This window comes from Saccharomonospora cyanea NA-134 (genome assembly GCF_000244975.1).
GTDB lineage: Bacteria > Actinomycetota > Actinomycetes > Mycobacteriales > Pseudonocardiaceae > Saccharomonospora > Saccharomonospora cyanea.
The window spans coordinates 1,821,995-1,847,714 of the sequence record NZ_CM001440.1; the positions used below are offsets into that span (position 1 = coordinate 1,821,995).

The 25,720-nt window shown below is 71.5% G+C and carries 24 protein-coding genes; 9 read left to right on the plus strand and 15 right to left on the minus strand.

All coding sequences use genetic code 11. The features are described 5' to 3' along the window. The first annotated feature begins 170 nt into the window (after positions 1 to 170). Entirely contained in the window at positions 171 to 1,784 is a 1,614-nt protein-coding gene (locus SACCYDRAFT_RS08690) for an amidase (RefSeq protein ID WP_005455459.1), read from the plus strand. Positions 1,785 to 1,798: 14 nt separating this feature from the next. Here SACCYDRAFT_RS08690 and SACCYDRAFT_RS08695 read toward each other — a convergent pair whose 3' ends face one another. Genes SACCYDRAFT_RS08695 through SACCYDRAFT_RS08705 form a run of 3 tightly spaced genes read right to left on the minus strand, consistent with a single transcriptional unit; the run spans position 1,799 to position 5,503 of the window. Then, positions 1,799 to 2,476 (minus strand): GNAT family protein, encoded by a 678-nt coding sequence (locus SACCYDRAFT_RS08695; RefSeq protein WP_005455469.1) that lies wholly within the window; start codon positions 2,474 to 2,476, stop codon positions 1,799 to 1,801. Further along, on the minus strand, positions 2,473 to 4,467 hold the full coding sequence (locus SACCYDRAFT_RS08700) for a TRAP transporter permease (protein ID WP_005455471.1): 1,995 nt from the start codon (positions 4,465 to 4,467) through the stop codon (positions 2,473 to 2,475). The genes SACCYDRAFT_RS08695 and SACCYDRAFT_RS08700 overlap by 4 nt, the downstream gene beginning before the upstream one ends. A gap of 28 nt (positions 4,468 to 4,495) precedes the next feature. Next, positions 4,496 to 5,503 carry a TAXI family TRAP transporter solute-binding subunit gene (locus tag SACCYDRAFT_RS08705; protein WP_005455472.1) on the minus strand — a complete coding sequence of 336 codons (1,008 nt, stop codon included), beginning with the start codon at positions 5,501 to 5,503 and terminating at the stop codon, positions 4,496 to 4,498. 237 nt (positions 5,504 to 5,740) lie between these two features. Here SACCYDRAFT_RS08705 and ggt point away from each other — a divergent pair, with 237 nt between their 5' ends. Next, positions 5,741 to 7,567, plus strand: a complete 1,827-nt coding sequence (gene ggt, locus SACCYDRAFT_RS08710) for a gamma-glutamyltransferase (protein WP_005455473.1) — start codon at positions 5,741 to 5,743, stop codon at positions 7,565 to 7,567. 63 nt (positions 7,568 to 7,630) lie between these two features. Continuing rightward, a complete protein-coding gene (locus SACCYDRAFT_RS08715) occupies positions 7,631 to 8,311 on the plus strand; it encodes a hypothetical protein (protein WP_005455474.1) in 681 nt (226 codons plus the stop codon). A gap of 1 nt (position 8,312) precedes the next feature. On the opposite strand, the gene SACCYDRAFT_RS08720 is transcribed toward SACCYDRAFT_RS08715, so the two are convergent. The 4 genes from SACCYDRAFT_RS08720 to SACCYDRAFT_RS08735 form a co-directional block, all read right to left on the minus strand. Next, positions 8,313 to 9,194, minus strand: coding sequence for a DUF4429 domain-containing protein (locus SACCYDRAFT_RS08720; RefSeq protein ID WP_005455475.1), 882 nt, complete (start codon positions 9,192 to 9,194; stop codon positions 8,313 to 8,315). 183 nt (positions 9,195 to 9,377) lie between these two features. After that, entirely contained in the window at positions 9,378 to 10,142 is a 765-nt protein-coding gene (locus SACCYDRAFT_RS08725) for a tyrosine-protein phosphatase (RefSeq protein ID WP_005455476.1), read from the minus strand. Positions 10,143 to 10,293: 151 nt separating this feature from the next. Then, on the minus strand, positions 10,294 to 10,734 hold the full coding sequence (locus SACCYDRAFT_RS08730; protein ID WP_005455477.1) for a hypothetical protein: 441 nt from the start codon (positions 10,732 to 10,734) through the stop codon (positions 10,294 to 10,296). Between the two features lie 45 nt (positions 10,735 to 10,779). Further along, positions 10,780 to 11,829, minus strand: a complete 1,050-nt coding sequence (locus SACCYDRAFT_RS08735; protein ID WP_005455479.1) for a helix-turn-helix domain-containing protein — start codon at positions 11,827 to 11,829, stop codon at positions 10,780 to 10,782. Positions 11,830 to 12,082: 253 nt separating this feature from the next. Between SACCYDRAFT_RS08735 and SACCYDRAFT_RS08740 the strand changes: the two genes are divergently transcribed. Then, complete coding sequence (locus tag SACCYDRAFT_RS08740) at positions 12,083 to 12,487, plus strand: ChaB family protein (RefSeq protein WP_005455482.1); 405 nt, start codon at positions 12,083 to 12,085, stop codon at positions 12,485 to 12,487. A 98-nt stretch (positions 12,488 to 12,585) separates the two neighbouring features. On the opposite strand, the gene ligD is transcribed toward SACCYDRAFT_RS08740, so the two are convergent. The 4 genes from ligD to SACCYDRAFT_RS08760 form a co-directional block, all read right to left on the minus strand. Beyond that, positions 12,586 to 13,611, minus strand: a complete 1,026-nt coding sequence (gene ligD, locus SACCYDRAFT_RS08745; protein WP_005455484.1) for a non-homologous end-joining DNA ligase — start codon at positions 13,609 to 13,611, stop codon at positions 12,586 to 12,588. After that, entirely contained in the window at positions 13,608 to 14,693 is a 1,086-nt protein-coding gene (locus SACCYDRAFT_RS08750; protein WP_198284979.1) for an ATP-dependent DNA ligase, read from the minus strand. The genes ligD and SACCYDRAFT_RS08750 overlap by 4 nt, the downstream gene beginning before the upstream one ends. Before the next feature lie 106 nt (positions 14,694 to 14,799). Continuing rightward, positions 14,800 to 15,792 (minus strand): sigma-70 family RNA polymerase sigma factor, encoded by a 993-nt coding sequence (locus tag SACCYDRAFT_RS08755; RefSeq protein WP_005455488.1) that lies wholly within the window; start codon positions 15,790 to 15,792, stop codon positions 14,800 to 14,802. Between the two features lie 62 nt (positions 15,793 to 15,854). Further along, positions 15,855 to 16,838 (minus strand): GlxA family transcriptional regulator, encoded by a 984-nt coding sequence (locus SACCYDRAFT_RS08760; RefSeq protein ID WP_005455489.1) that lies wholly within the window; start codon positions 16,836 to 16,838, stop codon positions 15,855 to 15,857. 71 nt (positions 16,839 to 16,909) lie between these two features. Between SACCYDRAFT_RS08760 and SACCYDRAFT_RS08765 the strand changes: the two genes are divergently transcribed. Further along, on the plus strand, positions 16,910 to 17,677 hold the full coding sequence (locus SACCYDRAFT_RS08765; protein WP_005455491.1) for an NAD(P)H-dependent oxidoreductase: 768 nt from the start codon (positions 16,910 to 16,912) through the stop codon (positions 17,675 to 17,677). 144 nt (positions 17,678 to 17,821) lie between these two features. On the opposite strand, the gene SACCYDRAFT_RS08770 is transcribed toward SACCYDRAFT_RS08765, so the two are convergent. Next, the gene (locus SACCYDRAFT_RS08770) at positions 17,822 to 18,439 is read right to left on the minus strand and encodes a hypothetical protein (protein WP_005455493.1); all 618 of its coding nucleotides are present in this window, start codon (positions 18,437 to 18,439) and stop codon (positions 17,822 to 17,824) included. 185 nt (positions 18,440 to 18,624) lie between these two features. Next, entirely contained in the window at positions 18,625 to 18,870 is a 246-nt protein-coding gene (locus tag SACCYDRAFT_RS08775) for a hypothetical protein (RefSeq protein WP_043537166.1), read from the minus strand. A gap of 95 nt (positions 18,871 to 18,965) precedes the next feature. On the opposite strand from SACCYDRAFT_RS08775, the gene SACCYDRAFT_RS08780 reads away from it, so the two are divergent. Beyond that, the gene (locus SACCYDRAFT_RS08780) at positions 18,966 to 20,459 is read left to right on the plus strand and encodes an aminotransferase-like domain-containing protein (protein ID WP_005455497.1); all 1,494 of its coding nucleotides are present in this window, start codon (positions 18,966 to 18,968) and stop codon (positions 20,457 to 20,459) included. A 68-nt stretch (positions 20,460 to 20,527) separates the two neighbouring features. After that, positions 20,528 to 21,409, plus strand: coding sequence for an NAD(P)H-binding protein (locus SACCYDRAFT_RS08785; RefSeq protein ID WP_052309086.1), 882 nt, complete (start codon positions 20,528 to 20,530; stop codon positions 21,407 to 21,409). On the opposite strand, the gene SACCYDRAFT_RS08790 is transcribed toward SACCYDRAFT_RS08785, so the two are convergent. Further along, complete coding sequence (locus SACCYDRAFT_RS08790) at positions 21,393 to 22,331, minus strand: AraC family transcriptional regulator (RefSeq protein ID WP_005455501.1); 939 nt, start codon at positions 22,329 to 22,331, stop codon at positions 21,393 to 21,395. The two genes, SACCYDRAFT_RS08785 and SACCYDRAFT_RS08790, sit on opposite strands and share 17 nt — an antisense overlap. 123 nt (positions 22,332 to 22,454) lie before the next feature. Between SACCYDRAFT_RS08790 and SACCYDRAFT_RS08795 the strand changes: the two genes are divergently transcribed. Then, positions 22,455 to 23,612, plus strand: coding sequence for an MBL fold metallo-hydrolase (locus tag SACCYDRAFT_RS08795; protein WP_005455503.1), 1,158 nt, complete (start codon positions 22,455 to 22,457; stop codon positions 23,610 to 23,612). A 46-nt stretch (positions 23,613 to 23,658) separates the two neighbouring features. Then, positions 23,659 to 24,816 carry a CapA family protein gene (locus SACCYDRAFT_RS08800; protein ID WP_005455504.1) on the plus strand — a complete coding sequence of 386 codons (1,158 nt, stop codon included), beginning with the start codon at positions 23,659 to 23,661 and terminating at the stop codon, positions 24,814 to 24,816. Here the strand turns inward: SACCYDRAFT_RS08800 and SACCYDRAFT_RS08805 are convergent. Continuing rightward, positions 24,770 to 25,699, minus strand: coding sequence for a LysR family transcriptional regulator (locus SACCYDRAFT_RS08805; RefSeq protein ID WP_005455505.1), 930 nt, complete (start codon positions 25,697 to 25,699; stop codon positions 24,770 to 24,772). The two genes, SACCYDRAFT_RS08800 and SACCYDRAFT_RS08805, sit on opposite strands and share 47 nt — an antisense overlap. Between the last annotated feature and the right edge of the window lie 21 nt (positions 25,700 to 25,720).

Consider the following 25,720-nt stretch of genomic DNA (forward strand, 5'->3'; position numbering starts at 1 on the left):
CGCGACAGTGAGGCAGCTTACCCCGCGATCAGCGGGGGTGACGTGGGGCTGTGCCAGGTCGTGTGTGGCCGTCGGCTACGCCGAACGGCGCCATTTTCCGGAGCCGTCTGGACACGTTCCGCGAGCACGGAGTAGCTCTGGATCGATCACCTCCGGTGGAAGGGGCGCTCGTGCGGCACGGACTCGTCGGTCTCCTCGCAGTCGTCTCCACTGTCGCGGCCGTGTTGTCGACGACGGTCGTCCCAGCGTCGGCCGAGCGGACGGTAACGGCTCCGGAACCCCAGGTGGTCGGTCTGACGGTGGCCGACCTGCGCACCATGCTCGACGAGGGCACGGTGACGTCCGCTCAGCTCGTCGACGCGTACCTGCGCCGCATCGACGCCTACGACCGCGACCGGGCGGGCCGTCCCGGTCTGCGCGCGGTGCTCACGGTCGCCCCCGCGGTCAGGGCGGAGGCGAGACGGCTCGACGCCGAACGCGCGCGGGGACACGTTCGTGGTCCCCTGCACGGGATTCCCGTCGTGGTGAAGGACAACATCGACACCCGCGACCTGCCGACCACGAGCGGATCCCTGGCGCTGCGCGGACTGCGCGCTCCCGACGACGCCACCCAGGTGGCCCGCCTGCGGGACGCGGGCGCCATCGTGCTCGCCAAGACGAACCTGCACGAGTACGCGATGAGCGTCTACACCGTGTCCTCGCTCGGCGGACAGACCCGCAACCCGTACGACCCGAGCCGCCACCCCGGCGGATCCAGCGGCGGGACCGCCGCGGCCGTGGCGGCGTCGTTCGCTCCGGCGGGGCTCGGCACGGACACGTGTGGCTCGGTGCGCATCCCGGCCGCTCACAACAACCTCGTCGGTGTGCGGCCCACGCTCGGACTGTCCAGTCGCGACGGTGTCGCGCCGCTGGCGGGAACGCAGGACACCGTGGGCCCGCTCACCATGTCGGTCGAGGACGCGGCGCTGTTGCTCGACGCCACCGCGGGTCACGACCCGGCGGACCCTGTCACCGAGGCGGCGATCGGCCGGGTGCCCGGCTCCTACACGAGCGAGCTCCGGCGTGAGGCGCTGGAGGGCGCCAGACTGGGGGTCGTCACCGACTACTTCGACACCGAGGGACGTGCCGCCGACACCAGTGCGCTCGTGCGCGCGGCCGTCGCCGACATGAGGGCACTCGGAGCCGAGGTGGTGGAACTCGGGCCGCGGCCGGAGCTCATGGACGCCGCGGACCGGGCCAACCGGGTGCGGCACGAGTTCGAGCGCGACTTCGACGCCTATCTCGCCGAGTCCGCTCGGGGCGCGCCCCGCAGGCTGGCCCACCTGACCGAACCCCGTGACGAACTCACCCTCGCCGATATCGTGGCCTCCGGCGAGGTCACGCCGAGCGTCCTCGACACCCTGCGGAACTGGGTGGGCAGCCCGTCGCTGCCCAACCCGGAGTACGAGGAGGCCCTACGCCAGCGCGACCGGTTGCGGGACCTGCTCACCGAACTGCTGGCCACCCACGACCTCGACGCGTTGGTCTACCCGTCCATCAGCGAGCCGCCGACCCCGATCGGCGTCCCGCAGTCGTACCGCAACTGCCGGCTCGCCGCGTTCAGCGGCTTTCCCGCCGTGAGTGTCCCGGCCGGGTTCACCTCCGACGGGCTGCCCGTGGGAGTGGAACTACTGGGGGAGCCCTTCGCCGAGCCGGCGTTGCTCGGATTCGCCTACGCCTACGAGCAGGGCACGGGACACCGGGTCCCGCCGGAGGGGACACCGCCCCTGCCCACGTCCGGGTGAGTGGCCTCGCGAGGTCACGAGCGCAGGGGGAACAGCACCTCCTGCCCGATCGGGCGGTAGCCCGCGGCGAGCAGGGCCCGCATCGACGCCGCGTTGCCCGGGGTGACCTGCGCGAAGACGGGTTCGCCCCGAGGGATGTTGCTGCGGGCGGCGGAGGCGAGCGCGCGGCCAAGGCCGCGGGCGCGGGAGTGGGGGGCCACGTCCATGCTCATCTCCCACCGCCCGCCGAGGCCACGACCGAGCACCAGCAGACCGTCACCCTCCACGGTCGTCCATGCCCGCACGTCGTCGCGTAACCGGCGCGCCAGCTCAACCCGTGGATGCCCGTCGTCGAACGGCAGCAGCCGCACCGGCGGCGCGGGCGACAGGGTGGGTGAGGGCGGGGCCACCAGCACCGCGTCGTTCTCACCGACCGTGGTTCCGAGGTGGTCGGCGAGGGCGAGCAGCACCCGCGGATGCAGGGGGTCGAGGCTGCCCGCCTCCGTGAGGGCGTGCTCCCACCACCGGAGGTCCACGGGCGCGGTGACGACGAAGCACCCGGTGAAGGCCACCACCGCGGCGGCGGGACCGCACAGCGGCGCCACGCGCACCGACCAGTCGGGTTCGGGGAACACACCCTTCGCCGCGTGGGCGAACACGCCCGCGACCTCCTCGGCCGTGAGCGGGTGGAAGCGGGGGCCGGAAGCGCTCATGAGGTCCTGCTCTTCTCGTCCTGTCCGAGCGGCTGTCCGGAGCGTCGCAGACGGCGGGCCACGACCACCACCGCGATCACGGCGAGGCCGCCCAGCGACAGCCACGGGTGTGGGTGGATGGCCGCCAACCCGCCCACGACCAGGGCGGCACGGGGCAGGGCACCGTCGTCCGGTGCGAATCCGATGAGCCCGGCCGCCACCGCCACGATGCCCACGACGGCGGTGAGCAGCGTGACGGTGAATCCGGTGAAGGTCACCTCCTGTAGCAGCAGTTGTGGTTCGAGCACGAACACGTACGGCACGAGGAACGCCGGGACCGCGAGTTTGAACGCCGTCACACCGGTGCGCATGGGGTTGGCACCCGCGAGCCCGGCCCCCGCGTACGCGGCCAGGCACACCGGCGGTGTGATGTCGGCGACGATGCCGAAGTAGAAGACGAAGAAGTGCGCGGCCACGGTCGGCACACCGAGTTGGATGAGGATCGGGGCGGCGACCGTTGCCGTGACGACGTAGTTCGCCGTCGTCGGCAGCCCCATGCCCAGCAGCAGGCACGCCACCATCGTGAGGACGAGAACCAGGGCGAAGCTGCCGCCCGACAACTCGACGATGCCGCCGGCCAGCTTGCCGCCGAGCCCCGTCCGCGTGACGGTGCCCGCGATGATGCCCGCGCTCGCGCAGGCCGCGATCACCGGCAGCGCGGCACGCGCACCGGCCTCGAACAGCCGCGCGAACCCGATGAGGGACAGCCGGGTGTCGGCGCGCACGAGACTCACCAGCAGAGCGGTGAGGATGCCGAACAGCGCGGCGTTGGCCGGTGAGCGGCCCGCCAGCAACAGTCCGATGATGACCACCAGTGGGGCGAGCAGGTAGGAGCGACCGAGGAGCTCGCGCAGACGCGGGAGCTGGTCCTTCGGCGAGCCGAGCACGCCCGTGCGCAGCGCCTCGAAGTGCACGCCGCTGAACACGCCCAGGTAGTAGAGCGCCGCGGGAACCACCGCGTACAGGATCAGCTCGTTGTAGGGCGTGCCGGTGTACTCGCCCATGATGAACACGGCCGCGCCCATCACGGGTGGCACGAGCTGCCCTCCGGTGGATGCGGTGGCCTCCGTCGCGCCCGCGACGTGGGGGCGGAACCCCGCGCGCTTCATCATCGGGATGGTGAACGACCCGGAGGCGACGGTGTTGGCCACGGAACTGCCCGACACCATGCCCTGCAGCCCGCTGGCCACCACGGCGGCCTTCGCCGTGCCACCGGTGTAGCGGCCGGTGAGCCCGAAGGCCAGGTCGTTGAAGAACCGGCCGATGTTGGTCCTGACGAGGACGACCCCGAAGAACAGGAACAGGAAGATGAACGTCGACGACACCTGTACGGGGGTGCCGAACACGGACGTCGAGCTGTAGACCGATTCGGACACCAGGGCGTCGAACGAGAAGCCGGGGTGGGAGAAGACCGGCATGGACGGCCCGTAGTAGCCGTAGGCGAGCGCGGCCAGCGCGATCACCACGATCGGCAGACCGACGCAGCGGCGCGTGGCCTCCAGGATCAACGCCAGCGCGGCGGTGGCCACGACGACGTCGAACGGTGTGAACCCGAGCACCACCGCCCGTGTCGTCAGCCGCTCGTAGTCGAACACGATGTAGCCGTTCGCCGCGAGCGCGAGCACGCACAGCACCACGTCGTACAGCGGCACTCCGGGCCTGCTCGCCCACGCTCTCCTCGCCGGGTACAGCAGGTACACCAGGCTGAGTGCCATGCCGACGTGCACCGCACCCTGGATGATCGAGGTGAACGTGCCGAACAGGGCCGTGTAGAGCTGGAACAGCGTCAGCCCGGTGCCGAGCACCGCGACGAGGTACTTCCACGGCCCCAGCCGGGTGCGGTAGCGGCTCTCCCGGTCGTAGGCGCGGGCCTGCTCCCGCCGCCGCTCGTCCGGCTCGGCGCCGGCCTCCGGGGCCGGGCGAGCCGGTGGGGACGCGGTGTCGTCGGGCATCGTGCGGTGCTCCTTCCCCAGCGCCTTCTCAGTCGAGGAGGCCCTGCTCCGAGAAGTACTTGCGCGCGCCGGGGTGCAGCGGGACGTCGCCCTGGCCGACCGTGGCCTCCTCCAGCGTGATCAGTTCCTTCTGCGCCAGCGTGAGGGAGTCGGCCCGCTCGTAGAGCGCCTTCGTGAGCTCGTAACCCAGCTCCTCGCTGACCTGCGTGGTGGAGGCGTACATGGAGGCGAACACCGAGACGGTCGGCACCGGTTCGTCGAGGAACTCGTAGGTACCCGCCGGGATTTCGTACTCCTCGAACTGGCTGTTACCCACGATGGTCTCCAGCTCGGGACCGTCGATCGGGATCAGCTTCACCTGTCCGGTCGTGGCGTGCAGCTCCTGCAGACTCGCCGCGGGGACGCCGAGGATCTCGATGGAGGCGTCGGCGTTGCCGTCCTGCAGCTTCGCCTTGGCGTCGGCGAAGCCCTCCTCCAGAGCGGTGTAGGAGCCCTCCTCGAGGCCGTAGGCGGCCAGGATCTCCTCGGCCGCCTCGCGGGTGCCTCCGCCAGGAGGGCCGATGGCGACGGTCTTGCCGCGCAGGTCGGCCACCGAGTCGATGCCCGAGGACTCCAGGGTGATGACCTGGGCGGCTTCGGGGTAGAGCTTGCCGAGCAGGCCGACGTTCTCCACCTTCGCGCCCTCGAACTCGCCGCGACCGCCTACGGCGTCCTGTGCCGTGTTGTGCTGGGCGATGGCGAGTTGCAGCTCCCCACGCGCGATCTTGGCGAGGTTCTCGACGGAAGCCCCGGTCTCCACGGCGGTGACGTTCAGACCCTCGACGCCGACCTCCTCGGCGAAGATGTTCGCGTACTCCTGTCCGAGCGGGTAGTACACCCCGCCCGTGCTGCCGGTGCCGAGCTGCAGGTCGGTGGTGAAGCCTCCGCCGCCCGAACCGCCGCCCGAACAGGCCGAGGTCACCGCGACCGTCGCGAGCAGTGCCGCGGTCACCCGACCGGCACCGCGGCCACGCCTGGCGCGTGTCGTCGTGCGCATGCCTGTCCCTCCTCCTACGCCGGGGAGTTTTGGTCTGTACCAAACCTTCGTGGTGGCGAGCGTTCCGGCCGATGGAACGGCGCTGATCGTTATCCGTTCGCGACATTCGCGAGCGGAAGGGCGGCGGATTGCCACGAACGGTGGAAGGTGATTCGTCCGGGTGGACCAGGGTCGCGCGGCGGTCTGTCGTGGACGATGCTGTGGGACGGTCCCGCACGACGACTCCGGGAGGCGAGGATGTCCACGAGGCACGCGCGATCGGTCCGGTGCCGGGCGCTGGCAACGCTGACAGCCGTGGGCCTGACGGCGAGTCTCACGGCACTCACCCAACCGGCGGCGGGTGCGCAGCCGAGGCAGGTCGAGAAGAACGCGGTGGCGGTCGGTGCGGGCGGAGCGGTCAGTTCGGTGGACCCGGAAGCCACGGCCGTGGGCATCGAGGTGCTGCGCAGGGGTGGCAACGCGACCGACGCCGCCGTGGCGACCGCGGCCGCGCTGGGGGTCACCGAGCCGTACAGCGCGGGCATCGGTGGGGGCGGCTTCTTCGTCCACTACGACGCCGCGACCGGTGAGGTCGACACCGTCGACGGCCGGGAGACCGCGCCGGAGGCCATGCCTTCCGACGCGTTCATCGACCCGGAGACCGGGCGGCCGTACCCGTTCTTCCCGGACATGGTGACGAGCGGGGTGTCCGTCGGGGTTCCCGGAACACCCGCCACCTGGCAGGTGGCGCTACAGGAGTGGGGAACGTACTCACTCGCCGAGGCGTTGCGACCCGCCACCCGGCTCGCGCGGCGCGGCTTCGTGGTCGACGAGGAGTTCCGGGAACAGACCCTCGACAACGCGGAGCGCTTCTCGGCGATCGCGCCGACCGCCGAGCTGTTCCTGCCGGGCGGGGACGCCCCCGAGGTGGGTTCGGTGTTCCGCAACCACGACCTCGCCCGCACCTACGCCGAGCTCGGCAGGCGGGGTACCGACTGGTTCTACAAAGGACCGATCGCCGAGGAGATCGCCTCCACGGTACGGAACCCGCCGCGCAGCGGGCGGACGGACCTGCCGGTGCCGCCGGGGCACCTGACCGCTCAGGACATGGCCGCGTACGCGGTCGCGCGCCCGGAGCCCACGCGTCACGACTACCGCGGCTACGAGGTCGTGGGGATGGCACCGCCGTCGAGCGGTGGCACTACGGTCGGCGAGATCCTGAACATCCTCGAACACTTCGGCACCTCGGCGATGACCACCGAGGAGCGCCTGCACCACTACCTGGAGGCGTCGGCCCTGGCCTACGCCGACCGTGCCCGCTACCTCGGTGACTCCGCCTTCGTCGACGTGCCCGTCGAGGAGTTGCTGTCCGACGACTTCGCCGCCGAACGGGCCTGCGAGCTCGACCCGGACACGGCGGCGGCCAAGCCCGTGGCGGCGGGACAGGCCGACGGAGACTACGACCCCACCTGCCGCGATACCGGCACCGAGTTCGTCGACCGGCCCGACACCGAAGGGCTGTCGACCACGCACCTGTCCGTCGTGGACCGATGGGGCAACGTGGTGGCGTACACGCTGACGATCGAGCAGACGGGCGGCAGCGGCATCACCGTACCCGGACGTGGCTTCCTGCTGAACAACGAACTCACCGACTTCAGCCACGTGTACGACCCTGAGGACCCCAACCGCATCGAGGGCGGCAAGCGGCCGCGTTCCTCGATGTCGCCGACCATCGTGCTGCGCGACGGTGAGCCGTGGCTCGCGCTCGGCTCGCCGGGAGGTTCCACGATCATCACCACGGTGTCCCAGATCCTCCTCAACCGCATCGACGGCGGCCTGGACCTGCCCACCGCTCTCGCGGCGCCCAGAGCCACGCAACGCAACACCGCCACGGTGTCGGCGGAACCCGCGTTCCGGGAGACCCACGGCCCCTCGCTGGAGGCCTACGGACACCGGTTCTCCACCACGTCGGAGCTCGGTGCCGCAGCGGCCGTCGAGATCCTGCCCGACGGGACGTTCCAGGCCGTCGCCGAACCACGGCGCCGGGGCGGGGGAGACGCCAGGGTGGTGTATCCGATTCCGTGACCGTGCCGCGGCCCGGTCGGTCGACAGATGCCCGTAGGCCCGCCGTGTCCGTAGGTTCGGCGCATGACATCGAACATCACTCTTCCTGACGTGCGGCGCGTCGACGCCGGTCTCGCGGTCGTCGACACCGTCGTCGTGCGGGAGCCCGCCCGGCAACGGGAGGTCGCCGAAACGCTCCTGACCGCCGACCGGCCGTGGAACGACGGTCTGCTCTCCGACACCGTGTTCCTCGGTACCGACGGCCACACGGTGCTGCGGTACTCACAGTGGACCGGCGAGGAGGCCCTCGACGGAGCCGCGGTCCGGGACCCGGAGCCCGTCGAGCGGACCGTCGGCGTCGTGAGCTCGGTGCGCCACCGCCTCTACCGCAGTGCCGTGCCGAAGGAGGTTCCCACGCCGGGGATCATCGTCGTCGTCACGTTCGACACCGCCGACGCCGAGACCGGCCGCCGGGTCGTCGACGCGCTGCTCGACCGCCACCCCGCGACCCACCCCGCGACCATGGGCACCGAGTTCCCCGAGGGAATGGGCGGCAACCACTTCCACATCGCGCTCGACGGCACCCAGATGGTCAACTGGGCCGAGTTCACCGACGAACTCTCCCACCAGCGTGTGGTCGAGAACCAGTTGCGGGCCGACGACGACGTGCCTCGGCTCATCGCCGACACTCCCGGCCTCACCGGGCGTGGCTTTCGCCGCTACCTGCCCCACGGCACGGCCACGCCGGACGGGTGGGTGCGGTAGCTCAGCTCGACAGCCTGCGCAGCAAAGCCTGCTTCGCGGCGGCGAACTCGGCGTCGTCCAGGATGCCGTCACGGTGCAGGTCGCCGAGCTCACGCAACCGCCGCAGCACGCCGTCCACGTCGTCGAGCGCGCTCGCGTCGGGCGGTTGCGGAACGTTTTCCGACGACTCCGGCTCGGTGGGCGCGTTCGGGTGCGGCAGCCTGGCCACGACGGCGGCGGCGACCAGTACGGTCGACAGTTCGTTCTCCGTGCCCCAGATGAGACGCACGCAGTGGGGGTCGCTCTCGGGCGGGAGGGTGGCGGGGACACCGCGAGCGCGGAACCGCAGCAGTCCGTCGTTGAATCCGGCGGACGGCCGCCATTCCACACCATCGAGGGCGTCGAGGGCGAGTTCGGTGCGGTGGAGCTTCCGTTTCGCCTCGGAAGCCTGCCACCCCCACTCCAGGACGACCCGATGGCCGTCGCACGACACGGCCGCCTCTCCCACGGACACCGTCACGGGGACGGCGGGGCCGGGCAGCGCGTACCGGTGGAAGGCCGCCGGGTCGTCGGCCGGTCGCCTGGTGAACCGCACGGCGTCCACCAGGTACTCGGCGGCCTGCTGCTGTTCGGGTTCGACGGTGAGCTGGTAGGGGTCGGCGTTGTCGGGCAGGTGGCCGCCCGCCACCACCGACAGCGGGTCGGCGCCGTCCTTGACCCGCACCCGGAGCCTGCCCGTCTTGCGTCCGGGCTCGTACGACAGGCCTGCGATCGTGGGGAGCGGGAGTTCCACCTCTCCGAGTGTCTTCCGCACCTTGTGCACGCGGCGATGGGAGCCGGGGGTGATGCGCAGTACTTCGCCGTCGAACGTCCACGTGCCGAAGGGCGAACTGATCTCGGCCATGCGGGAAGGATAGAGCAGGTGCCGGACCTCACCCCGGCGGTACGACCGGCCGCCGGGGTACGGCGGTCAGGTGGCCCGCCGAAGCCACGTCGAAAGGACGCGGACGCGTCCGGCCGGGTGTGCGGAACGGGCCGGACGGAGCGACCTCGCCGTCACGTGTGGTGAGGACTCGGGAACGTGGCGTCAGGTCCTGAGTCTCCGGCGCAGGGCGTCGAGTTCGTCGTCGGTGAAGCCGTTGCTGCCGAGCACGCCGAGCACACCGCCGTGCCGCTTGTCGACCTGCTCCAGGAACGCCTCCATCGTCTCGGCACGCGGGCGGTGGTGGTCCTCGGGCACGCTGTCGACGCTGCTCGCGTAGGTGGGGGAACTGCGCAGCCGGTCGAGAATGAGGTGCAGACGCTCTCCCGTGGCCGCGTAGTCACGGATGACGTCCTCGCGGCGCGCCCCGGCCACGGTGAGCGCGAACGCCACCACCACGCCGGTGCGGTCCTTGCCCGCCGCGCAGTGCACCAGGGCCGCGCCGGGCGAGCGGTTGACGGCCCGCAGCGCCGCCACGATGCTGTCGGGCCGCTCCTCCACGTAACCGAGGTAGTGCGCGCACGACGGGTCGCCGGGAAAGCGCTCCTCCTCCCGCTTGCGGCGCACGAGCAGTGCCTCCGCCGTGGCGTCGAAGCCGTGCTCGGGCAGCAGCGAGTGGTTGACGTGTGTGATGTGGCCGAGACGGGTCAGCGGCGCGGGCCCCTCCGCGGCGACCTCGGCGGGGGAGCGCAGGTCCACCACGGTGCTCAACCGCACGTGGTCCACCAGATACGTCACGTCAGCGGGCGAGAGGTTCTGGAGGTTGTCGGAGCGAAGCAGCCTGCCCCGCGTGATCTTCTCCCCGTCGTCGGTGGGAATCCCACCGACGTCCCTGACGTTCACGGCACCTTCGAGATCGAGCCACAGCACGACGTCCAGTGTCCCAGCATCGACAGTCGTTCGCCAGCACCGTGGCCCGTCCGGCCTAGTGTCGCGTGTGGACGGAGTTGTCGCGGCTCGTGCCGTGGCTCACTCGATTCGCCGGGACGCACCGTCGGTCGGTGAGGGAGTGCCCGAACCGTCACCCGCAGCGGATGAGCCTGCCCTCGGACACGTCGTACACGCACGCGAGCCAATCGAGCGTGCTGTCCTCGTAGTAGTTCTTGTTGCAGACACCCCAGGTCCCGGAGCCCAGGCGGTTCTGGCACTCGCCCTGGCGGTAGAGGGAGCCGTTACGGTAGTTGTCCCAGAGGACGACGGCGGAGGCGCCGTCGGCAGCCGTGTCGCGCACCCACCACTTGTCGCCGTAGTGTTCGAAGCACACGCGCGCCCCGGTTATCTCCCTACAGGTCAGCCCGCTCGACGGAGGAGTCCCCGCCACGGCGATGTCGAGTTCGTACTCGGCCACCGACACCCCTTCCCCGCCGGCCGCCGGTGACTCCTGTGCTGCCGACGCCGTCGCGGGCATCAACGCCAGCAGCAGGGCCGCCACAGCCGGCAACAGCATACGCATCGCGCGCATCGTGCCACCCTTCTGATCACCACCCGCACCACCGTGGTGCGAGTGTCATCGTCGAGGAACCATGCTGGCGGGGAACGTGGTCGATGTCGTTGACGCAGACTCTCCGATCGTTTGACGCTCCGTCCGCGTCGACCGGGGCAGTGCCTCGCGTCGAAGATCACGGGGTGCGACCCCGTAGGCGGCGCGGAAGGCGCGGGTGAAGGCCGCGTGGTGCGAGAAACCCCAGCGCGCCGCGATGTGGTGGACGGGAACGGAGTTCATCGCCGGGTCGGAGAGGTCTCTGCGGGCCCGCTCCAGCCTGCGTGCGCGAATCCACCCCGCCACCGTGGTCCCGTCGGCGCCGAACAGCCTGTGGACGTGGCTCGTCGAGACGTGGTGGGCGTCCGCGACGAGTCGCGGACCGAGTTCCGGATCGGACAGGTGCTGGTCTATGAACGTCCGCATCCGCAGTAGCAGGTTCCGGCGGTGGACCTCCGCGGGCACGTACTGCTTCTCGTCCTCCAGCACCTGTGTGAACAAGCCCGCGAGCAGGTCCCGGAGTACCACTGCCACCCGTGGGGCGTCGGTGTTCCGGTAGGAGACGTGGTCGGCGATGACGCGATCGAGCACGGTCGTCAGCAGACCTCCCAGCCCCTCCCTCGCGGACACCCTTCGCCCGATCAGCGATCGTGCGCGGTCACGCGGCAACGGCAGCAGCGCCTTCGGCGCCTCCACACCGACACAGGAGATCGTGCTCGCGCCGTGGGCGTCGAGCCGGAAGGGCAGCGACGAGTCGTTGACGTGCAGGTCACCCGGCCCGTACGTCACCTCGGTGGCGTTGTCCACGCGGCGCAGCAACCCCCTGCGCAGCACCACGACGTTGTAGGTCTCCGGATTGGACTGCTCGATCAACCTGCGTGTGCGGCGTAACACCACGGGGCCGAACGACATCGTCCACACCCGCATCGTGTCGAGGGGCAGATCCCGCTGTCGCAGGGAGGAGTTCGGCGTGAGGTGGTGTACTTCGACCTGCGTCACCGTTTCCGGGTCATTCGGTGCGGCCGGACCGGCCTGGTTCGTGACGTTGCCCTTCGACGGTAGTTCTCGTTCGGCCATCGAACCCCCAGTAGGTCGACTGACTCCGACGATGCTAGCGAGTACGACACCGGTGAACGGGTTCGTCGGGCGAGGAAAGTCCGAAAACGATCAGGGGATTACTCCGCTCGGAGGCGTGGCCGGTGATCGGTGACGGAACCCGGCGTCCGTGGCGGCCGATGCCAACGGAGTCCGGTTTGCCGATCCGGGAGATCGGTAACCCGGACGGCAGCGACACGAAGAACCGCAACCGATCACGAGGCGGGTGATTCCAGTGCCGGGACGCAAGGAGCTTCCGAGCACACTGCAACGCTCCCCGGAGAAGGCCCAGCGGACGTGGATCGAGGCGCACGACTCCGCAGTCGAGACCTATGGCGAGGGCAGGCGGGCCCACCAGACGGCTTTCGCCGCGCTCAAGCACACCTTCGAGAAGGTGGGCGACCACTGGGAGCCCAAGGGACGCAAGGGACCGTCCGACAAGCAGGCCTCCCGAGGCGCCGGGCAGCGCACCGCGAAAACGGCCGGTGGTGTGGACGCGAACGCGAGCAAGCAACACCTCTACGAGCGCGCGCGGCAGCTCGACATCCCGGGCCGCTCGTCGATGAGCAAGAAGGATCTCGTGAACGCGCTGCAGAAGGCCAGCGGACGCCAGACCGCCAAGGCCCGTAAGAGCTCCTGACACATCGGCGTTGCGAGCCGAACAGATCGATGTGGCAGGAGCTCCAGAGCGGTTCGAAGTCATGAGTGGCCGGGCGAGCGGACGATCCGCTCGGTCACTCAGGAGCGCGAGGGGCGCTTGGCGCGGCTGGGGGCGACGCGCGGCGGCTCACCCGGCTGCTTGGGGTACACCGGCGGCCACGGAGCATCGGGCAGACCGGACTCCAGGTCGCGGCGGGACATCTCCAGCAGCGGTTCCAGCGACTGCGGCCGCGCGCCCATGTCCCGCCACGGGTCCCCGCGCTCGGCCAACAACGCCGGGACGGTGGTGAGCGTGAGGTCGTCCGGCACGACGTCGGCCAACTCGCCCCAGGCGAGGGGGGTGGACACCTGGCCGCCGACTCTGGGGCGCACGCACCACGCGCCGAACACCGTCTTGTGGGGCGCGTTCTGGTTGAAGTCCACGAAAACCCGCGGGCCCCGCTCCTCCTTCCACCATGCGTCGGTGACGAGGTCGGGGTGCCTGCGGTGCAGCTCCCTGGCGAGGGCGACCGCGCCCGCGCGGACCTGGTAGCTGTCCCAGCGCGGCTCCAGTCGTACGTAGACGTGCAGGCCCCGTGACCCGGTGGTCTTGACGAAGCCCTCGATGCCGAGTTCGTCCAGCAGTGCCCTCGTGGCCCATGCGGTCTCCCTCACCTGGGAGAACGCCACGCCCGGAGCCGGATCGAGGTCGACGCGCAGCTCGTCGGCGGCCTCCGGGGAGTCCGCGAGGTAGGGCCAGACGTGGAAGCCGAGGCACCCCAGGTTCACCGCCCACAGGACGTGCGCGAGGTCGGCCGCCACGAGGGCGTCGCTCGTCGTGCCGTTCGGGGTGGCCACGACCGTGGTTTGCAGCCACGGCGGTGTCGACGACGGCACCCGCTTCTGGAACCAGGACTTGCCTCCCGCACCGGAGGGGTGACGCTCCATCAGCAGCGGGCGCCCGCCCAGCGTGGCCAGCAACGGGCCCGCGACGGCCTGGTAGTAACGGACGAGGTCGAGCTTCGTCTCACCACGCTCGGGGAAGTAGACCTTGCCGGGGTTGGAGACCGTCACCTCGGTGCCGTCCACGTCGAGCACGACACCCGGGTCCCTGCTCCCGCTCATCGGGACCCCACCTCGTCGAAGAACGCGGTCAGTTCGGCGGGAGCGGCCTCTTCGAGCTGCGCGTACGTGCACGACTCCGGCGTACGGTCCGGGCGGAACCGCACCAGCCTGGCGCTGTGGCGGAACCGGCCGGCCTGCACGTGGTCGTACCGCACCTCCGCGACGAGTTCGGGTCGCAGCGGTTCCCACGTCAGGTCCTTGCCCGCGCTCCACCGGCTCGGCCCGCCCGGCATCCGCCCGGCCGCGGCGCCGGGGTCACGGGCCGCTTCCGCCCAGTTCCGCCACGGGTGCGCGGCGAGCGCGCCGGCACGCAGCGGCCGGAGCTCGGCTGCGAGCTCGCCGCGCCGCTCGACGGAGAAACCACTGGCCACGCCGACGTGGTGCAGTACCCCGCCGGCGTGGAGACCCAGCAGCAGGGAACCGACACCCCTGCCGTCCTTGTGCCACCGGAACCCCGCGACCACGCAGTCGGCCGTGCGCTCGTGCTTGACCTTCCACATCGTGCGCCGGTCCTGCTCGTAGGGCAGGTCCGGGTCCTTGGCCATCACACCGTCGAAACCGGCGCCCTCGAACCGCGTGAACCAGTCCCGCGCCACGTCAGGGTCGTCGGTGAGCGGCGTGAGATGCACCCGTGCCCGAGCCGTGTCGAGCACGCTCTCCAGCAACTCGCGCCGCCGGACGAACGGTTCCTCGGTCAGGTCACGGTCGTCGAGCGCCAGTACGTCGAACGCGACGAAACTCGCGGGCGTCTCGGCCGCGAGCTTGCGGACCCGCGACGCGGCGGGATGCAACCGGTTCTGGAGCGCGTCGAAGTCGAGGCCCTCGGCGGTGACCACGACGATCTCCCCGTCCACCACGCAACGCTCCGGCAGCGCGTCGGCCAGCGGAGCGAGCAGCTCGGAGAAGTAGCGCGTGAGCGGACGGTCGTTGCGCGATCCGAGTTCGATGTCGGCACCGTCCCGGAACACGATGCAGCGGAAGCCGTCCCACTTCGGCTCGTAGCGCAGCCCCGGCGAGCGGGGAAGCTCCCGCACCAGCTTGGCCAGCATCGGCCGGACCGGCGGCATGACAGGCAGGTCCACGACCCGATCCTATGACCGGCGTCCGACAACGGCAGTGTCGTTCGCCGCCGTTCGCTGTGGTGAGCCGTGGGCCGCCGCCGTGCGCCGGCGCGCCCGTCAGCCCGAATCAGCTCGCCCAGTCGAGCAGCGACTCGCTGCGCCGGGGTTCACGCAGCATGTCCATGGCGCGTGACTCCAGCGTGCGCACCCGCTTGCGGCTCAGGCCCAGCCGCTGCGAGATCTCCGGGATCGTGTGCTGGTGTCCGTCCCGCAGGCCGTAGCGCAGGGTCACCACGGCCGCCTCCGCCGGAGGCAGACTGTCGAGCGCCGCACGCAGCTGGTCCACCATGGCCTGCCGTTCGAGGCGCTCGCCGACCGCGGGCACGGTGCCGTCCGACACCAGGTCGCCGAGGTGCAGCTCACCGTCCTCGTCGAGGGGCACGTCGAGGCTGACGGTCGAGCGACCCGCCTGGCGCAGGGCCACCACACGTTCCACCGGCATGTCCGCGGCGGCGGCCAGCTCCTCCAGAGTGGGCTCGTGATCGCTGTGGGCCTGAAGCGTGCGCTCCAGGCGGTCGAGCTTCGCGACCTGCTCGTTGACGTGCATCGGCAGGCGGATGGTGTTGCTCTGGAACGCGTTGCCGCGCTGGATGGCCTGGCGGATCCACCACATGGCGTAGGTGGAGAACTTGTAGCCCTTGGCGTAGTCGAACTTCTCCACGGCCCGGATCAGGCCGAGATTGCCCTCCTGGATCGCGTCCAGCAGCGGCAGGTTGGTGTGCCGGTTCTTGCGTGCGGCCGTCACGACGAGCCGGAGGTTAGCCTTGACCATGTGGTCCTTGGCACGCTGTCCGTCCCGGGCGATCGCTTCGAGTTCGCGGCGGTCGTGGTCGAGCGTGGTCTCGTCCGCGTCGGCTCGGCGAAGCAGCTCGGCGGCGTACACTCCGGCCTCGATCCGCTTCGCGAGGTCCACTTCCTGGTTGGCGGTCAGCAGGGGCGTCGCGCCGACCTCGTCGAGGTAGTAGCGGACGATGTCCGGTTCGTCGTTCGCGGGGCGGCCACGCCGGGAAGCGTGCCGAGCGGTCGAGGAACGTGCGGCGGTCAGGGTCGCGTCAGCCAATTCTGCACCCTCCTTCCCGTGGAGCAACGCACTCCGGGCCGGATGCATTCCGTGAACGCCGGTCAGCCGGCTGGGCTGTGACCGCTGCCACGGAAGGTACGTCGATAGGCGCTGGGGGACACACCGAGTGTGCCCGTGAAGTGCTGCCGCAATGACACCGCCGTGGTGAAACCCACAGCCTCGGCCACCCGGTCGACGGGCAGGTCGGTGCGTTCCAGCAGTTGGCGAGCGCGCTCGACGCGCTGCCGGATCAGCCACTGCCGTGGGGACAGGCCGACCTCCTGCCGGAAGCGGCGGGTGAACGACCGTGTGCTCATGGCCGCCCGCGCGGCCAGGTCGGCCAGCCTCATGGGACGGTCCAGGTTGCGCAGGGCCCACTCACGCGCCGGGGCCGTGGAGTCGTGAGCTCCGGACGGCGGCACCGGGACCTGCAGGTACTGGGCCTGCCCGCCCTCCCGGTGCGGCGGCACGACCGTGCTGCGGGCCACCTCGCCCGCCACCGCGGCACCGTGGTCGCGGCGGATGAGGTGGAGGCACAGGTCGATTCCCGCCGCCTCTCCCGCGGAGGTCAGCACGTCGCCGTTGTCGGTGTAGAGCACGTCCGGATCGAGGTCCACGGCGGGAAAGGACCTGCGGAACCTCTCGGCCGACTTCCAGTGTGTGGTGGCGCGGAGACCGTCGAGCAGGCCCGCCGCGGCGAGCACGAAGGCTCCCGTGCAGATCGAGGCCAGGCGCGTGCCGGGTCGTACCCGGCGCAACGCGTCGGCCAGCGCGGGGGGCAGCACCCGGTCGGTCTCGTCGAGTTCGTGGCTCGCGGGGATCACGACGGTGTCCGCCAGGGCGAGCAGGTCGGGGCCGCTCTCGACGTGGACGACGAAGTCCGCGTCGGTGCGGACCGGCCCCGGTTCGAGCGCGCAGGTCTCCACCGAGTACAGCGGTGCGCCGCCTGTCGAACGGGCCACCCCGAACAGTTGGTGCACGAGACCCAGTTCCAGCGGGAGCACGCCGTGGCGCACCAGCACGGCCACACGGTGTCGACTTGCCATGGCCCGATTCTTTCGCAGGATGTCTTTCCGGCCACTCGCCGGGGGCGGGCAGGCCGAGCACGCTCGAAGGCATGAACGTGCTCTGGATCGTCGCCCACCCGGACCGCCGGTCGCTGACACACGCGCTCGCCTGCGAGGGAGTCAGCCACCTTCGCGCTCTCGGTCACGAGGTGCGGGTCCGCGACCTCTATGCCATGAAGTGGAACCCGGTGGTGGACGCAGCCGACTTCGCCCACGACCCCGCCGAACGGTTGCTGGTCGGCGCCGCGGCCGAGGACGCCTACCGCCGGGGGAGGCTGTGCGAGGACATCCGCGCCGAGCAGGAGCTCGTGCGTGCCTCTGACGTGCTGGTCGTGCAGTTTCCGCTGTGGTGGTTCGGTATGCCCGCCATCCTGAAGGGCTGGTTCGACCGGGTGTTCGTCAACGGCTTCGCCTTCGGTGTGCGCGACCCCGTCACCGGTGCCACGCTGCGCTACGGCGACGGAGGACTGCGGGGCAGGCGCGCCATGGTGGTGACCACCGTCGGGGCGCGGGAGGCGTCGTTCGGGCCGAGGGGTATCCACGGCGAACTGGAGCAGGTGCTGTTCCCCGTCCAGCACGGCATCGCCCACTACACCGGAATGGACCCCTTGCCCCCGATGGCCGTGTACGGCGCGGACCGGGCCACCGAGGGCGACTACCAGGCCGCGGTGGCCCGCCTGCGGCAGCGGCTGTCGACGTTGGAGGAGACGGACCCCGTGTCGTTCCGCACCCAGGACGGCGGCGACTACGACGCGGACCTCGTCCTGCGCCCCCACGTCGCACCGGGCGTCACCGGCATCGCCGCCCACTACGCCTGACGCCACCGTGTCCGCAGGCTGTGCACGGGTGTTCGCAGTTCCTGTACGGAGCTTCGCGGCCTGCGGTGGCTCCGAGCCCGTTGCGTCCCCATCCGGAACCATCCACGGTCCGCACGTCACAGTGGGGCTTCCACGGGACGGCCCTCAGCTCGCGCGTGCCTCTCTGCGGTTCTCCAGCCACATGCCGACCCCGGCACCTGTCGCGGCGCCCACCGCCAACGCGCCGAACAGCAACACCCACCACACGCTCACCACGTGTCCGACGATCGCGATCACCGCGCCGGTGCCGAAGACGCCGCCGACCCCGGCCGGCGTGCGGGAAGCCGCAGGGCCGCTCCTGCGTCTCGTCGTCCGCTCCCGTGGAGACGCCGCCGGGGCGGCCCAGAACCCGGCGCAGGACGTCGCGAGAAGGACGACACCGACGTCACGCCACGCGTCGTCGGCCTCCGCCAACCCGTAGGCGAGTACACCGACACCCGCGACGAGGGCGACGCCGAACGGGGTCGCCCTCCAACCGCCCAGGACGTAGGCCCCGGCGCAGGCTGCGATCAACAGCCCTGCCCCGACCAGGCTCAGCATCACGGTCAGCGCGACGGGCAACATGTGGTCGGACGGATAGAACTCCGCCGCCCCCAGCGCACCGGCCGCGAGGCCGAGCGTGGGGCCCGCGATGACGAGCCCCACACAGATCCGGGTCAGCGTCTTCTCGAACTTCTCGGAACCAGCGGGGCGCCGCCCGCGACCGGCCTTGCCGGATGCCATGACTCTCCTCCGAGGCCGTCGGTACCCACGCCCGCTGCCGTGGTCCGCTGAGCACGGGCTCGTGATCAGCGGGAACAGGATATCGGCGCTGACGTGTCCGCGGTTCCTGTACGCGTGTCTGCACCCAGGGTGCGGTCACGCGTACACCAGGAGCGGACACGGACCGAGGCGTCTCGTTTCCGCGCTCACGCCCGCGTGTTCGCGCGTGGCGTAGGGGGCGTGGGTACCGGAGGCGGGCTCAGCTCGTCGAGCAGCCGTTCGGTCCGCTTCGCGTTCTCGTCGCCCACCGACCACAGCACGCGAAGGCCCTCGGCCACGCGGCGGGCGAACGCGGGCTCCACGTCCAACACCGGACCACTGTGACGCACGGCCGCACCGATTCCGCCGAGCACGGCGGCCAGGACGGCGACGTACAGCGCGGTGAGAACCACTTCGACCCCCTTCCGGACCATTCTCCGTAGGTCCACTTCATATTGGTCTGTCCCTGCTCTACGATCGGCGGAGAATTGGACTGGAGGTAGAGCCAATGTCGGGGGAAGTGGACCGTTTTCAGCACGGCGCGGCGCTGGCCATGCTGCTGGGGGACTGGAGCGCGGGCGACGGTCCGCTCTACCGCAAGCTGGCGGACGCCGTGGCCAGGGCCGTGGACGACGGGTCGCTGGTGGCCGGTGAGCGGCTGCCCGCGGAACGCGAACTGTCCCGGGTACTGGCCGTGAGCCGGGCCACCGTGGTCGCCGCCTACGAGGACCTGCGCGGACGCGGGGTGGTGGACCGCAGGCAGGGCAGCGGCACGAGGGTCAACGGCCGACGGCGGATCCCCCGCAGTGACGGGCGGGTGCGGGGCGGCCAGGGCACCGCGATCGTGCAGCGGCTCATCGACGGCCCCGGACGGCTCATCTCCCTCGGGTGCGCGGCCGACGCGGGCGTGCCCGAGGTGGCGGAGGCGCTGCGCGCCGTGGCGGACCACGACATCACGGAGCTGCTGCGCGACGCCGGCTACCACCCGCGTGGCCTCCCCGCACTGCGTGAGGCGGTGGCACACCACTACACGACCCAGGGGCTGCCCACCTCCCCCGAGCAGGTGCTCGTGACGACCGGAGCACACCAGGCGCTGGTGCTGCTGGCCGAGGTGTACCTACGCGGTGCCTCGGCGGTCGCGGTGGAGGTGCCGAGCTGGGCGCCGTGCCTGGACATCTTCCGCCAGCACGGCGTGCGGCTGGTGCCGGTGGGGCTCGACGACGAGGGCGTCGACGTCCACGCGCTCGCCGAGGCGTTGACCGGGACGACACCCGCTCTGCTCTACGTGATGCCGACCTTCCACAACCCCACGGGCCGTCTCATGTCGGCCGCGCGCAGGCGGCAGGTCGCCGAGCTGGCGGCGCGGCACGGAGTGGCTGTGGTCGAGGACCACGCCTACGCCGGACACAGTCTGACCGTCGACGAGACGGCCCTGCCCGCACCGCTCGCCGCGTACGCCCCCGAGTCGGGCGAGGTGCTCACCGTCGAGTCGCTGAAGGGAATCTGGGCCGGTCTGCGTGTCGGCTGGGTGCGGGGTCCGGCCGGGATCATCGAACGGTGTGCCCGGCGTAAGGCCATGGCCGACCTCGGAAGCCCGTTGATCGAGCAGGCGGTGGCGGCGCGGCTGGTGCCGCGACTGGCCGAGCTGTCCAGGGCCCGCTGCGTCGTGCAGCGCAGGCAGTTGGCCGAACTCGAACACCTGCTGCGGCAGCGGCTGCCCGAGTGGACCTGGACGACACCGGACGGCGGCTCGTCGCTGTGGGTGCGGCTACCCGGCGGGCACAGCGCCGACGTGTACGCCCAGCTCGCGCTGCGACACGGCGTGGAGGTGGTTCCGGGGTCGACGATGGACCCGACGGGTCAGCACGACGGCTACTTCCGGATCCCGTTCGTGCGCCCGCTGGAGGAACTGGCCGAACTGGTCTCCCGGCTGGCGTCCGCCTGGACGGAGCTGGTGCGGCACGGTCCGCACGAGGACCTGCCGCTGCGGCCCGTGGTGTGAGACGGCCGCGTAGGCGGGCGAGTGTCTTGCCCATGTTCGGGCGCGGCCGGGGCTGCTTGGCTGGGGGCATGACGGCGGACACAGTGAACACAGCGAACGAGAAGAACTCCACGACGGTGTTGGTGCTCGGTGGCACCGGCAAGACCGGGCGCAGGGTGGTGAGCAGGCTCCGGCGGCGCGGGAACGTGGAGGTGCGCGTGGGCTCCCGCTCGGGGCGACCGCGTTTCGACTGGACCGAAGAGTCCACATGGGACGAAGTGCTCGACGGGGTGGACGCCGTCTACGTGGTCTACGCACCGGACCTCGGTGCTCCGGGAGCGGACGAGGTCATGGGCTCGTTCGCCCGGCGTGCCGTGGCCCTCGGGGTGCGCAGGCTCGTGCTGCTCTCGGGCCGGGGCGAGGAGGGAGCCGCCCGCGCCGAGCGCGCGGTACGCACCTCGGGTGCGGAGTGGACGGTCGTGCGGTGCGCCTGGTTCGTCCAGGCGTTCAGCGAGGACTTCCTGCGGGACGCGGTGGTGGACGGCACCATCGCCCTTCCCGCGGGCGAGGTGCCGGAGCCGTTCGTGGACGCGGACGACATCGCCGACGTGGCCGTGGCGGCGCTGCTCGACGACGGCCACGCGGGGCGTGTCTACGAGCTGACGGGCCCACGCGCGCTGACGTTCGCCGAGGCGGCGGCGGAGTTGTCCGAAGTGACCGGACGCGAGGTGCGTTACGCGCCCGTGCCCGAGGCGGAATACGGCGCGATGCTCGTCGAGCACGGCCTGCCGGAGGTCGAGGCGACGTTTTTGGCCGAGTTGTTCTCGACGGTGCTGGACGGCCGCAACGCCCACCTCACCGACGGGGTGCGCGAGGCGCTCGGCCGCCCGCCCCGCGACTTCGGCGAGGCGGTGCGCGACGCCGCCGCCCAGGGTGCGTGGGACCTCGCGACCGTCACGCCAGGCGCGTGAGCCGGTACTGGCTGGGGCTGACGCCGTAGGCACGCTTGAAGGCGGTGCTCAACGCGAACGCGGTGCCGTAGCCGACCCGCCGAGCGACCGCGTCGAGCGTGAGCTCGGGATCGCGCAATGCCTCCGCCGCGAGCGCGAGCCGCCATCCGGTGAGGTAGGTCATCGGCGGTTCCCCGACCAGTTCGGTGAACCGCCGGGCCAGGGCGGCCCGGGACACACCGACGCGGGACGCGAGCGCCGACACCGTCCAGGGCAGTGTGGGTTCGTCGTGCATCAGTCGCAGGGTCTGGCCGACCACGGGGTCGGTCTGCGCGCGGAACCAGCCGGGCGCCTCGCTGCCCGGGCGGGCGAACCACGTGCGCAGGACGCTGATCAGCAGCAGGTCCAGCAGGCGGTCCAGGACGACCTCCTGGCCGGGCTCGTCCCGGTCGATCTCCGTCTCCAGCAGCGACACCAGCGGTGCCTGGCCCGCTTCCCGGGGCAGCACCAGCCGTGGGGGCAGCGCAGCGAGCAGCCGGCCGCTGACCTCCCCGCGCAGCTCGTAGACGCCGATCAGCATCGTGTCACGCCCGGTGGTGCCGGAACCCCACGTCCGCACGCCCTGCGACCACGTCGTGCAGATCTCGTCGCCGTCCGTGGTGGTGCTGCGCTGGCCGGGCTGGATCACCACCGTGGGTTCGAGGCCGGGATCACACGCCACCGTGTAGGGGTTGGGGCCGCGCACGACGGCGACGTCGCCCGCGTCGAGACACACCGGCTCGGCGCCGTCGGGGACGAGCCACGCCCTCCCGTGAGTGGCCGCGAGCACCGTGACGGCGGCGCGGTCCTCCACGCGCAGCGACCACGGCGGGTCGAGCACCGCCCTGAGAAGAAACGCCCCGTGTGCTCTCGGCCCGTCCAGCAGGCTGCCCAGCGCGTCCACGCCGCAACCATAGAGCGACGGCGTGGCGTGGGCGTCGCGGGTCGCTCGGGCAAGCCTTCGAGGTGCGGAACCGGAGTAGGGTGTGACTGCGGCAGGGGCGTCGATCGGGCGGAGTGTGGTCACATGCGCGGAACCGGGGCGGTGCTGGCGGCGAGTGTGGGCCTGCTCGCCACGGCGGGCGCGGCGGTGGCCACGTCGCGACTGCTCACGGCCCTCGGCGGACGTCCTGACCCGGACAGCGTGGGTTCGTCGCCGCAGTACCGCGACGGCACCTTCCACAACGCGCGTCCCGCCCGGTGGCTGCCGAGCGGCAGCACGGGTGACGCGGTGCGTGAGATGTTGCTCTCGCGCAAGCCCAGGAAACCGGTGGGCCGGGTGCCGCTCGTGGCGCCCATGGCGGCTCCGGCGGACGGCCTGCATGTCACGTGGTTCGGCCACGCGTCGTCGCTCGTGGAACTCGACGGCGTCCGGGTGTTGCTCGATCCGGTGTGGAGCGACCGCGCGTCCCCGGTGCGGTTCGCGGGCCCCCGGCGGCTGCACCCCGTGCCGCACCGCCTCGCCGACCTGCCCCGGCTCGACGCGATCGTGATCTCCCACGACCACTACGACCACCTGGACTTCGCCACCGTCCGGGAGCTGACCCGCCTGCAGCAGGCGCCGTTCGTGGTGCCGCTCGGGGTCGGCGCCCACCTGCGGGCGTGGGGGGTTCCGGAGGAACGCGTCGTCGAACTGGACTGGCACCAGCGGACGTCCATCGGGGCGCTGACGATCACGGCGACACCGGCCCAGCACTTCTCCGGCCGGGCTTTCACCCGCAACACCACGTTGTGGGCGTCGTGGGTGCTGACCACGCCGCGCGGGCGCGTGTTCTACAGCGGCGACACCGGGTACTGCGACGCGTTCGCCGACATCGGCCGCGACCACGGGCCGTTCGACCTCACGCTCGTGCAGATCGGCGCGTACGCGAGCAGCTGGCCCGACATCCACATGACCCCCGAGGAAGGCGTGGCGACGCATCTCGACGTCCGTGGCGGGCTGCTCGTGCCCGTGCACTGGGGCACTTTCAACCTCGCGCCCCACGGCTGGGCCGACCCGGTGGAGCGGCTGTTGAAGGCCGCCGAGGAACACGACGTGCGGGTGGCCGTGCCCCGTCCGGGCGAACGCATCGACGTGACAGACGTGGCGGCGGACCCGGCCCGGTCATCGGCACGGCACTGGTGGCGGGAACTCGTACCGGCGTCTGGCAACGACGGCCGGGGTGCACGGAGTCACGCTGAGTGAACGGGCAGGATGAGCCCGACCTGTCGTCTCGTCGAAGGGCTCATCCATGTCGCGTCGCGCCGTGGCCGCGGTACTCGGGGTACTCGGTACCGCCGGACTCGTCGCCGGGTGTTCCTCGGCGCCCGAACCCGGGCCCGACGAGGCCGCTGCGCGGACCGCCGAGCCCACCGCCACCTCACCTGCCGAGCCGCCGTCGTTCAACGTGGTGGCCACCGGCGACATCCTCATCCACCCCGAACTCACCGACCAGGCCGCCGAGGACGCCGCCGCGGCGGGCAACGGTGGCCCGGACGAGTTCGACTACGGTCCGCTGCTCGCCGGCGTGAAGCCGCTCGTGTCGGAGGCCGACCTCGCGCTGTGTCACCTGGAGGTGCCGCTGGCCGAGGACGGCGGACCCTACTCCGGATACCCGCAGTTCATCGCTCCGCCCGAGCTCGCGGGCGACCTGGCGGACACCGGCTACGACGGCTGCTCGACGGCCTCGAACCACACCCTCGACCACGGAACCGAGGGCGTCGCGAGCACCCTGGACGCCCTCGACGAGGCCGGGATCGAGCACACCGGTTCGGCACGCAGCAAGGAGGAGGCCGAGACACCGCTGGTGTACGACGTCGGCGGGGTCGCGGTCGGCCACGTCTCCTACACGTTCGGGTTCAACGGCTTCGAACTCCCCGACGACATGCCGTGGCTGTCGAATCCGCTGGACGCGGACGCCCTGGTCGCCGAGGCCGAGGCGGCGAGGGAGGCGGGCGCCGAGGTCGTCATCGCCAGCGTCCACTGGGGACAGGAGTACGTGCACGAGCCGACGCCGCAGCAGCGGGCGCTCGCCGAGCGCCTGGCGTCGGAGGACGCGATCGACCTCGTCATCGGCCACCACGCCCACGTCGTGCAGCCGATCGAGAAGGTCGGTGACACGTGGGTGGCCTGGGGGCTCGGCAACTCGGTCGCCCGGCACGCCGAACCCAGGGGCGTGTCGGAGGAGGGCATCGCGGCCCGCTTCACGTTCGTCCGCGAGGACGACGGCTGGTCGGTCGAGCAGGCGGAGTACCTGCCCACGCTCGTGGAACTGGGCCCGCCGATCCGCCTCGTGGACCTGACCACCGCGGAGCCGACGGAACGCAGGACGCAGGCCCTGGAACGCACAGACGAGATCGTGCTCAGCCGTGGCGGCGCCGAGGACGGCCTGACCCGTCCCGGGAACTGACCCGCTCCACGAGCAGCTCCACGATCCGGGCCACGGCGGGCGAGGGATCGGCCTCGCGGGTGGTCGCGTGCACCTCCCGGGCCAGGCCCACGGGGTCGCCGATGTCCCGGAACGTCACTCCGGGCCGGGGCGACGCCGCGAGTTCGGGCACGAGCGCGACCCCGAAGTCGGCCGCCACCAGCGTGAGCATCATGTCGTAGCTGTTGGTGCGAAACGCCACGGTCGGTTCGAACCCCGCCGCGCGACAGGCGAGCTCCACCACGGCCTGGAATCCGGCACTCGGACGCGGCGAGACCCACGTGGCCAGGGCGTAGTCGGACAGCGCCACCGAGGACTCACCCACGGGCGCCAGACTCGGCGGCAGGGCGAGCAGCAGCCGGTCCCGGCGAAGCGGGGTCTGCCTCAGCCCCCGGAGGTCGGGAGGCGGCAACCGGGCGTACTGGTGGGTCACCGCGACGTCGACCTCGCCCGCGCGGACGGCGGGCACCGACTCCTCCGGCTCCAGCTCCACGAACGAGAGCTCCACCTCGGGACTGCTCCGGGCGAACGAGGCGAGGGCGGGCACGGTGAAGCCCGCCGCCGTGCCGAACGCGGCGACCCGCACCCGGCCGCCGTGCAGTCCGGCCACGCGCAGCACGGCCTGCACGGCGCTGTCGGCCTCGGTCAGCACGCGGTCGGCGTGCTCGGCGAGCACCCGCCCCGCGTCCGTGAGGCGGACACTGCGGGGCCCGCGTTCCAGGAGAGCGACGCCGAGTTCCCGTTCCAGCGCGGCGAGTTGTTGCGACACGGCGGCGGCCGTGCGGCCCGCGAGCTGCGCGGCCCCCGCGATGGAGCCGGTGCGGGCGACGTCCCTCAGCAGTCCGAGCCGCCGGAGTTCGAGCACAAGTCGAGCTTACGGCCAGGC

What these genes read in the sequence shown, in the direction of transcription:
- SACCYDRAFT_RS08695 (WP_005455469.1), bottom strand. Translation starts at nt 2,476, where the DNA reads ATGAGCGCTTCCGGCCCCCGCTTCCACCCGCTCACGGCCGAGGAGGTC.
- SACCYDRAFT_RS08700 (WP_005455471.1), bottom strand. Translation starts at nt 4,467, where the DNA reads ATGCCCGACGACACCGCGTCCCCACCGGCTCGCCCGGCCCCGGAGGCC.
- SACCYDRAFT_RS08705 (WP_005455472.1), bottom strand. Translation starts at nt 5,503, where the DNA reads ATGCGCACGACGACACGCGCCAGGCGTGGCCGCGGTGCCGGTCGGGTG.
- ggt (WP_005455473.1), top strand. Translation starts at nt 5,741, where the DNA reads ATGTCCACGAGGCACGCGCGATCGGTCCGGTGCCGGGCGCTGGCAACG.
- SACCYDRAFT_RS08715 (WP_005455474.1), top strand. Translation starts at nt 7,631, where the DNA reads ATGACATCGAACATCACTCTTCCTGACGTGCGGCGCGTCGACGCCGGT.
- SACCYDRAFT_RS08720 (WP_005455475.1), bottom strand. Translation starts at nt 9,194, where the DNA reads ATGGCCGAGATCAGTTCGCCCTTCGGCACGTGGACGTTCGACGGCGAA.
- SACCYDRAFT_RS08730 (WP_005455477.1), bottom strand. Translation starts at nt 10,734, where the DNA reads ATGCGCGCGATGCGTATGCTGTTGCCGGCTGTGGCGGCCCTGCTGCTG.
- SACCYDRAFT_RS08735 (WP_005455479.1), bottom strand. Translation starts at nt 11,829, where the DNA reads ATGGCCGAACGAGAACTACCGTCGAAGGGCAACGTCACGAACCAGGCC.
- ligD (WP_005455484.1), bottom strand. Translation starts at nt 13,611, where the DNA reads ATGAGCGGGAGCAGGGACCCGGGTGTCGTGCTCGACGTGGACGGCACC.
- SACCYDRAFT_RS08760 (WP_005455489.1), bottom strand. Translation starts at nt 16,838, where the DNA reads ATGGCAAGTCGACACCGTGTGGCCGTGCTGGTGCGCCACGGCGTGCTC.
- SACCYDRAFT_RS08765 (WP_005455491.1), top strand. Translation starts at nt 16,910, where the DNA reads ATGAACGTGCTCTGGATCGTCGCCCACCCGGACCGCCGGTCGCTGACA.
- SACCYDRAFT_RS08770 (WP_005455493.1), bottom strand. Translation starts at nt 18,439, where the DNA reads ATGGCATCCGGCAAGGCCGGTCGCGGGCGGCGCCCCGCTGGTTCCGAG.
- SACCYDRAFT_RS08780 (WP_005455497.1), top strand. Translation starts at nt 18,966, where the DNA reads ATGTCGGGGGAAGTGGACCGTTTTCAGCACGGCGCGGCGCTGGCCATG.
- SACCYDRAFT_RS08785 (WP_052309086.1), top strand. Translation starts at nt 20,528, where the DNA reads ATGACGGCGGACACAGTGAACACAGCGAACGAGAAGAACTCCACGACG.
- SACCYDRAFT_RS08795 (WP_005455503.1), top strand. Translation starts at nt 22,455, where the DNA reads ATGCGCGGAACCGGGGCGGTGCTGGCGGCGAGTGTGGGCCTGCTCGCC.
- SACCYDRAFT_RS08800 (WP_005455504.1), top strand. Translation starts at nt 23,659, where the DNA reads ATGTCGCGTCGCGCCGTGGCCGCGGTACTCGGGGTACTCGGTACCGCC.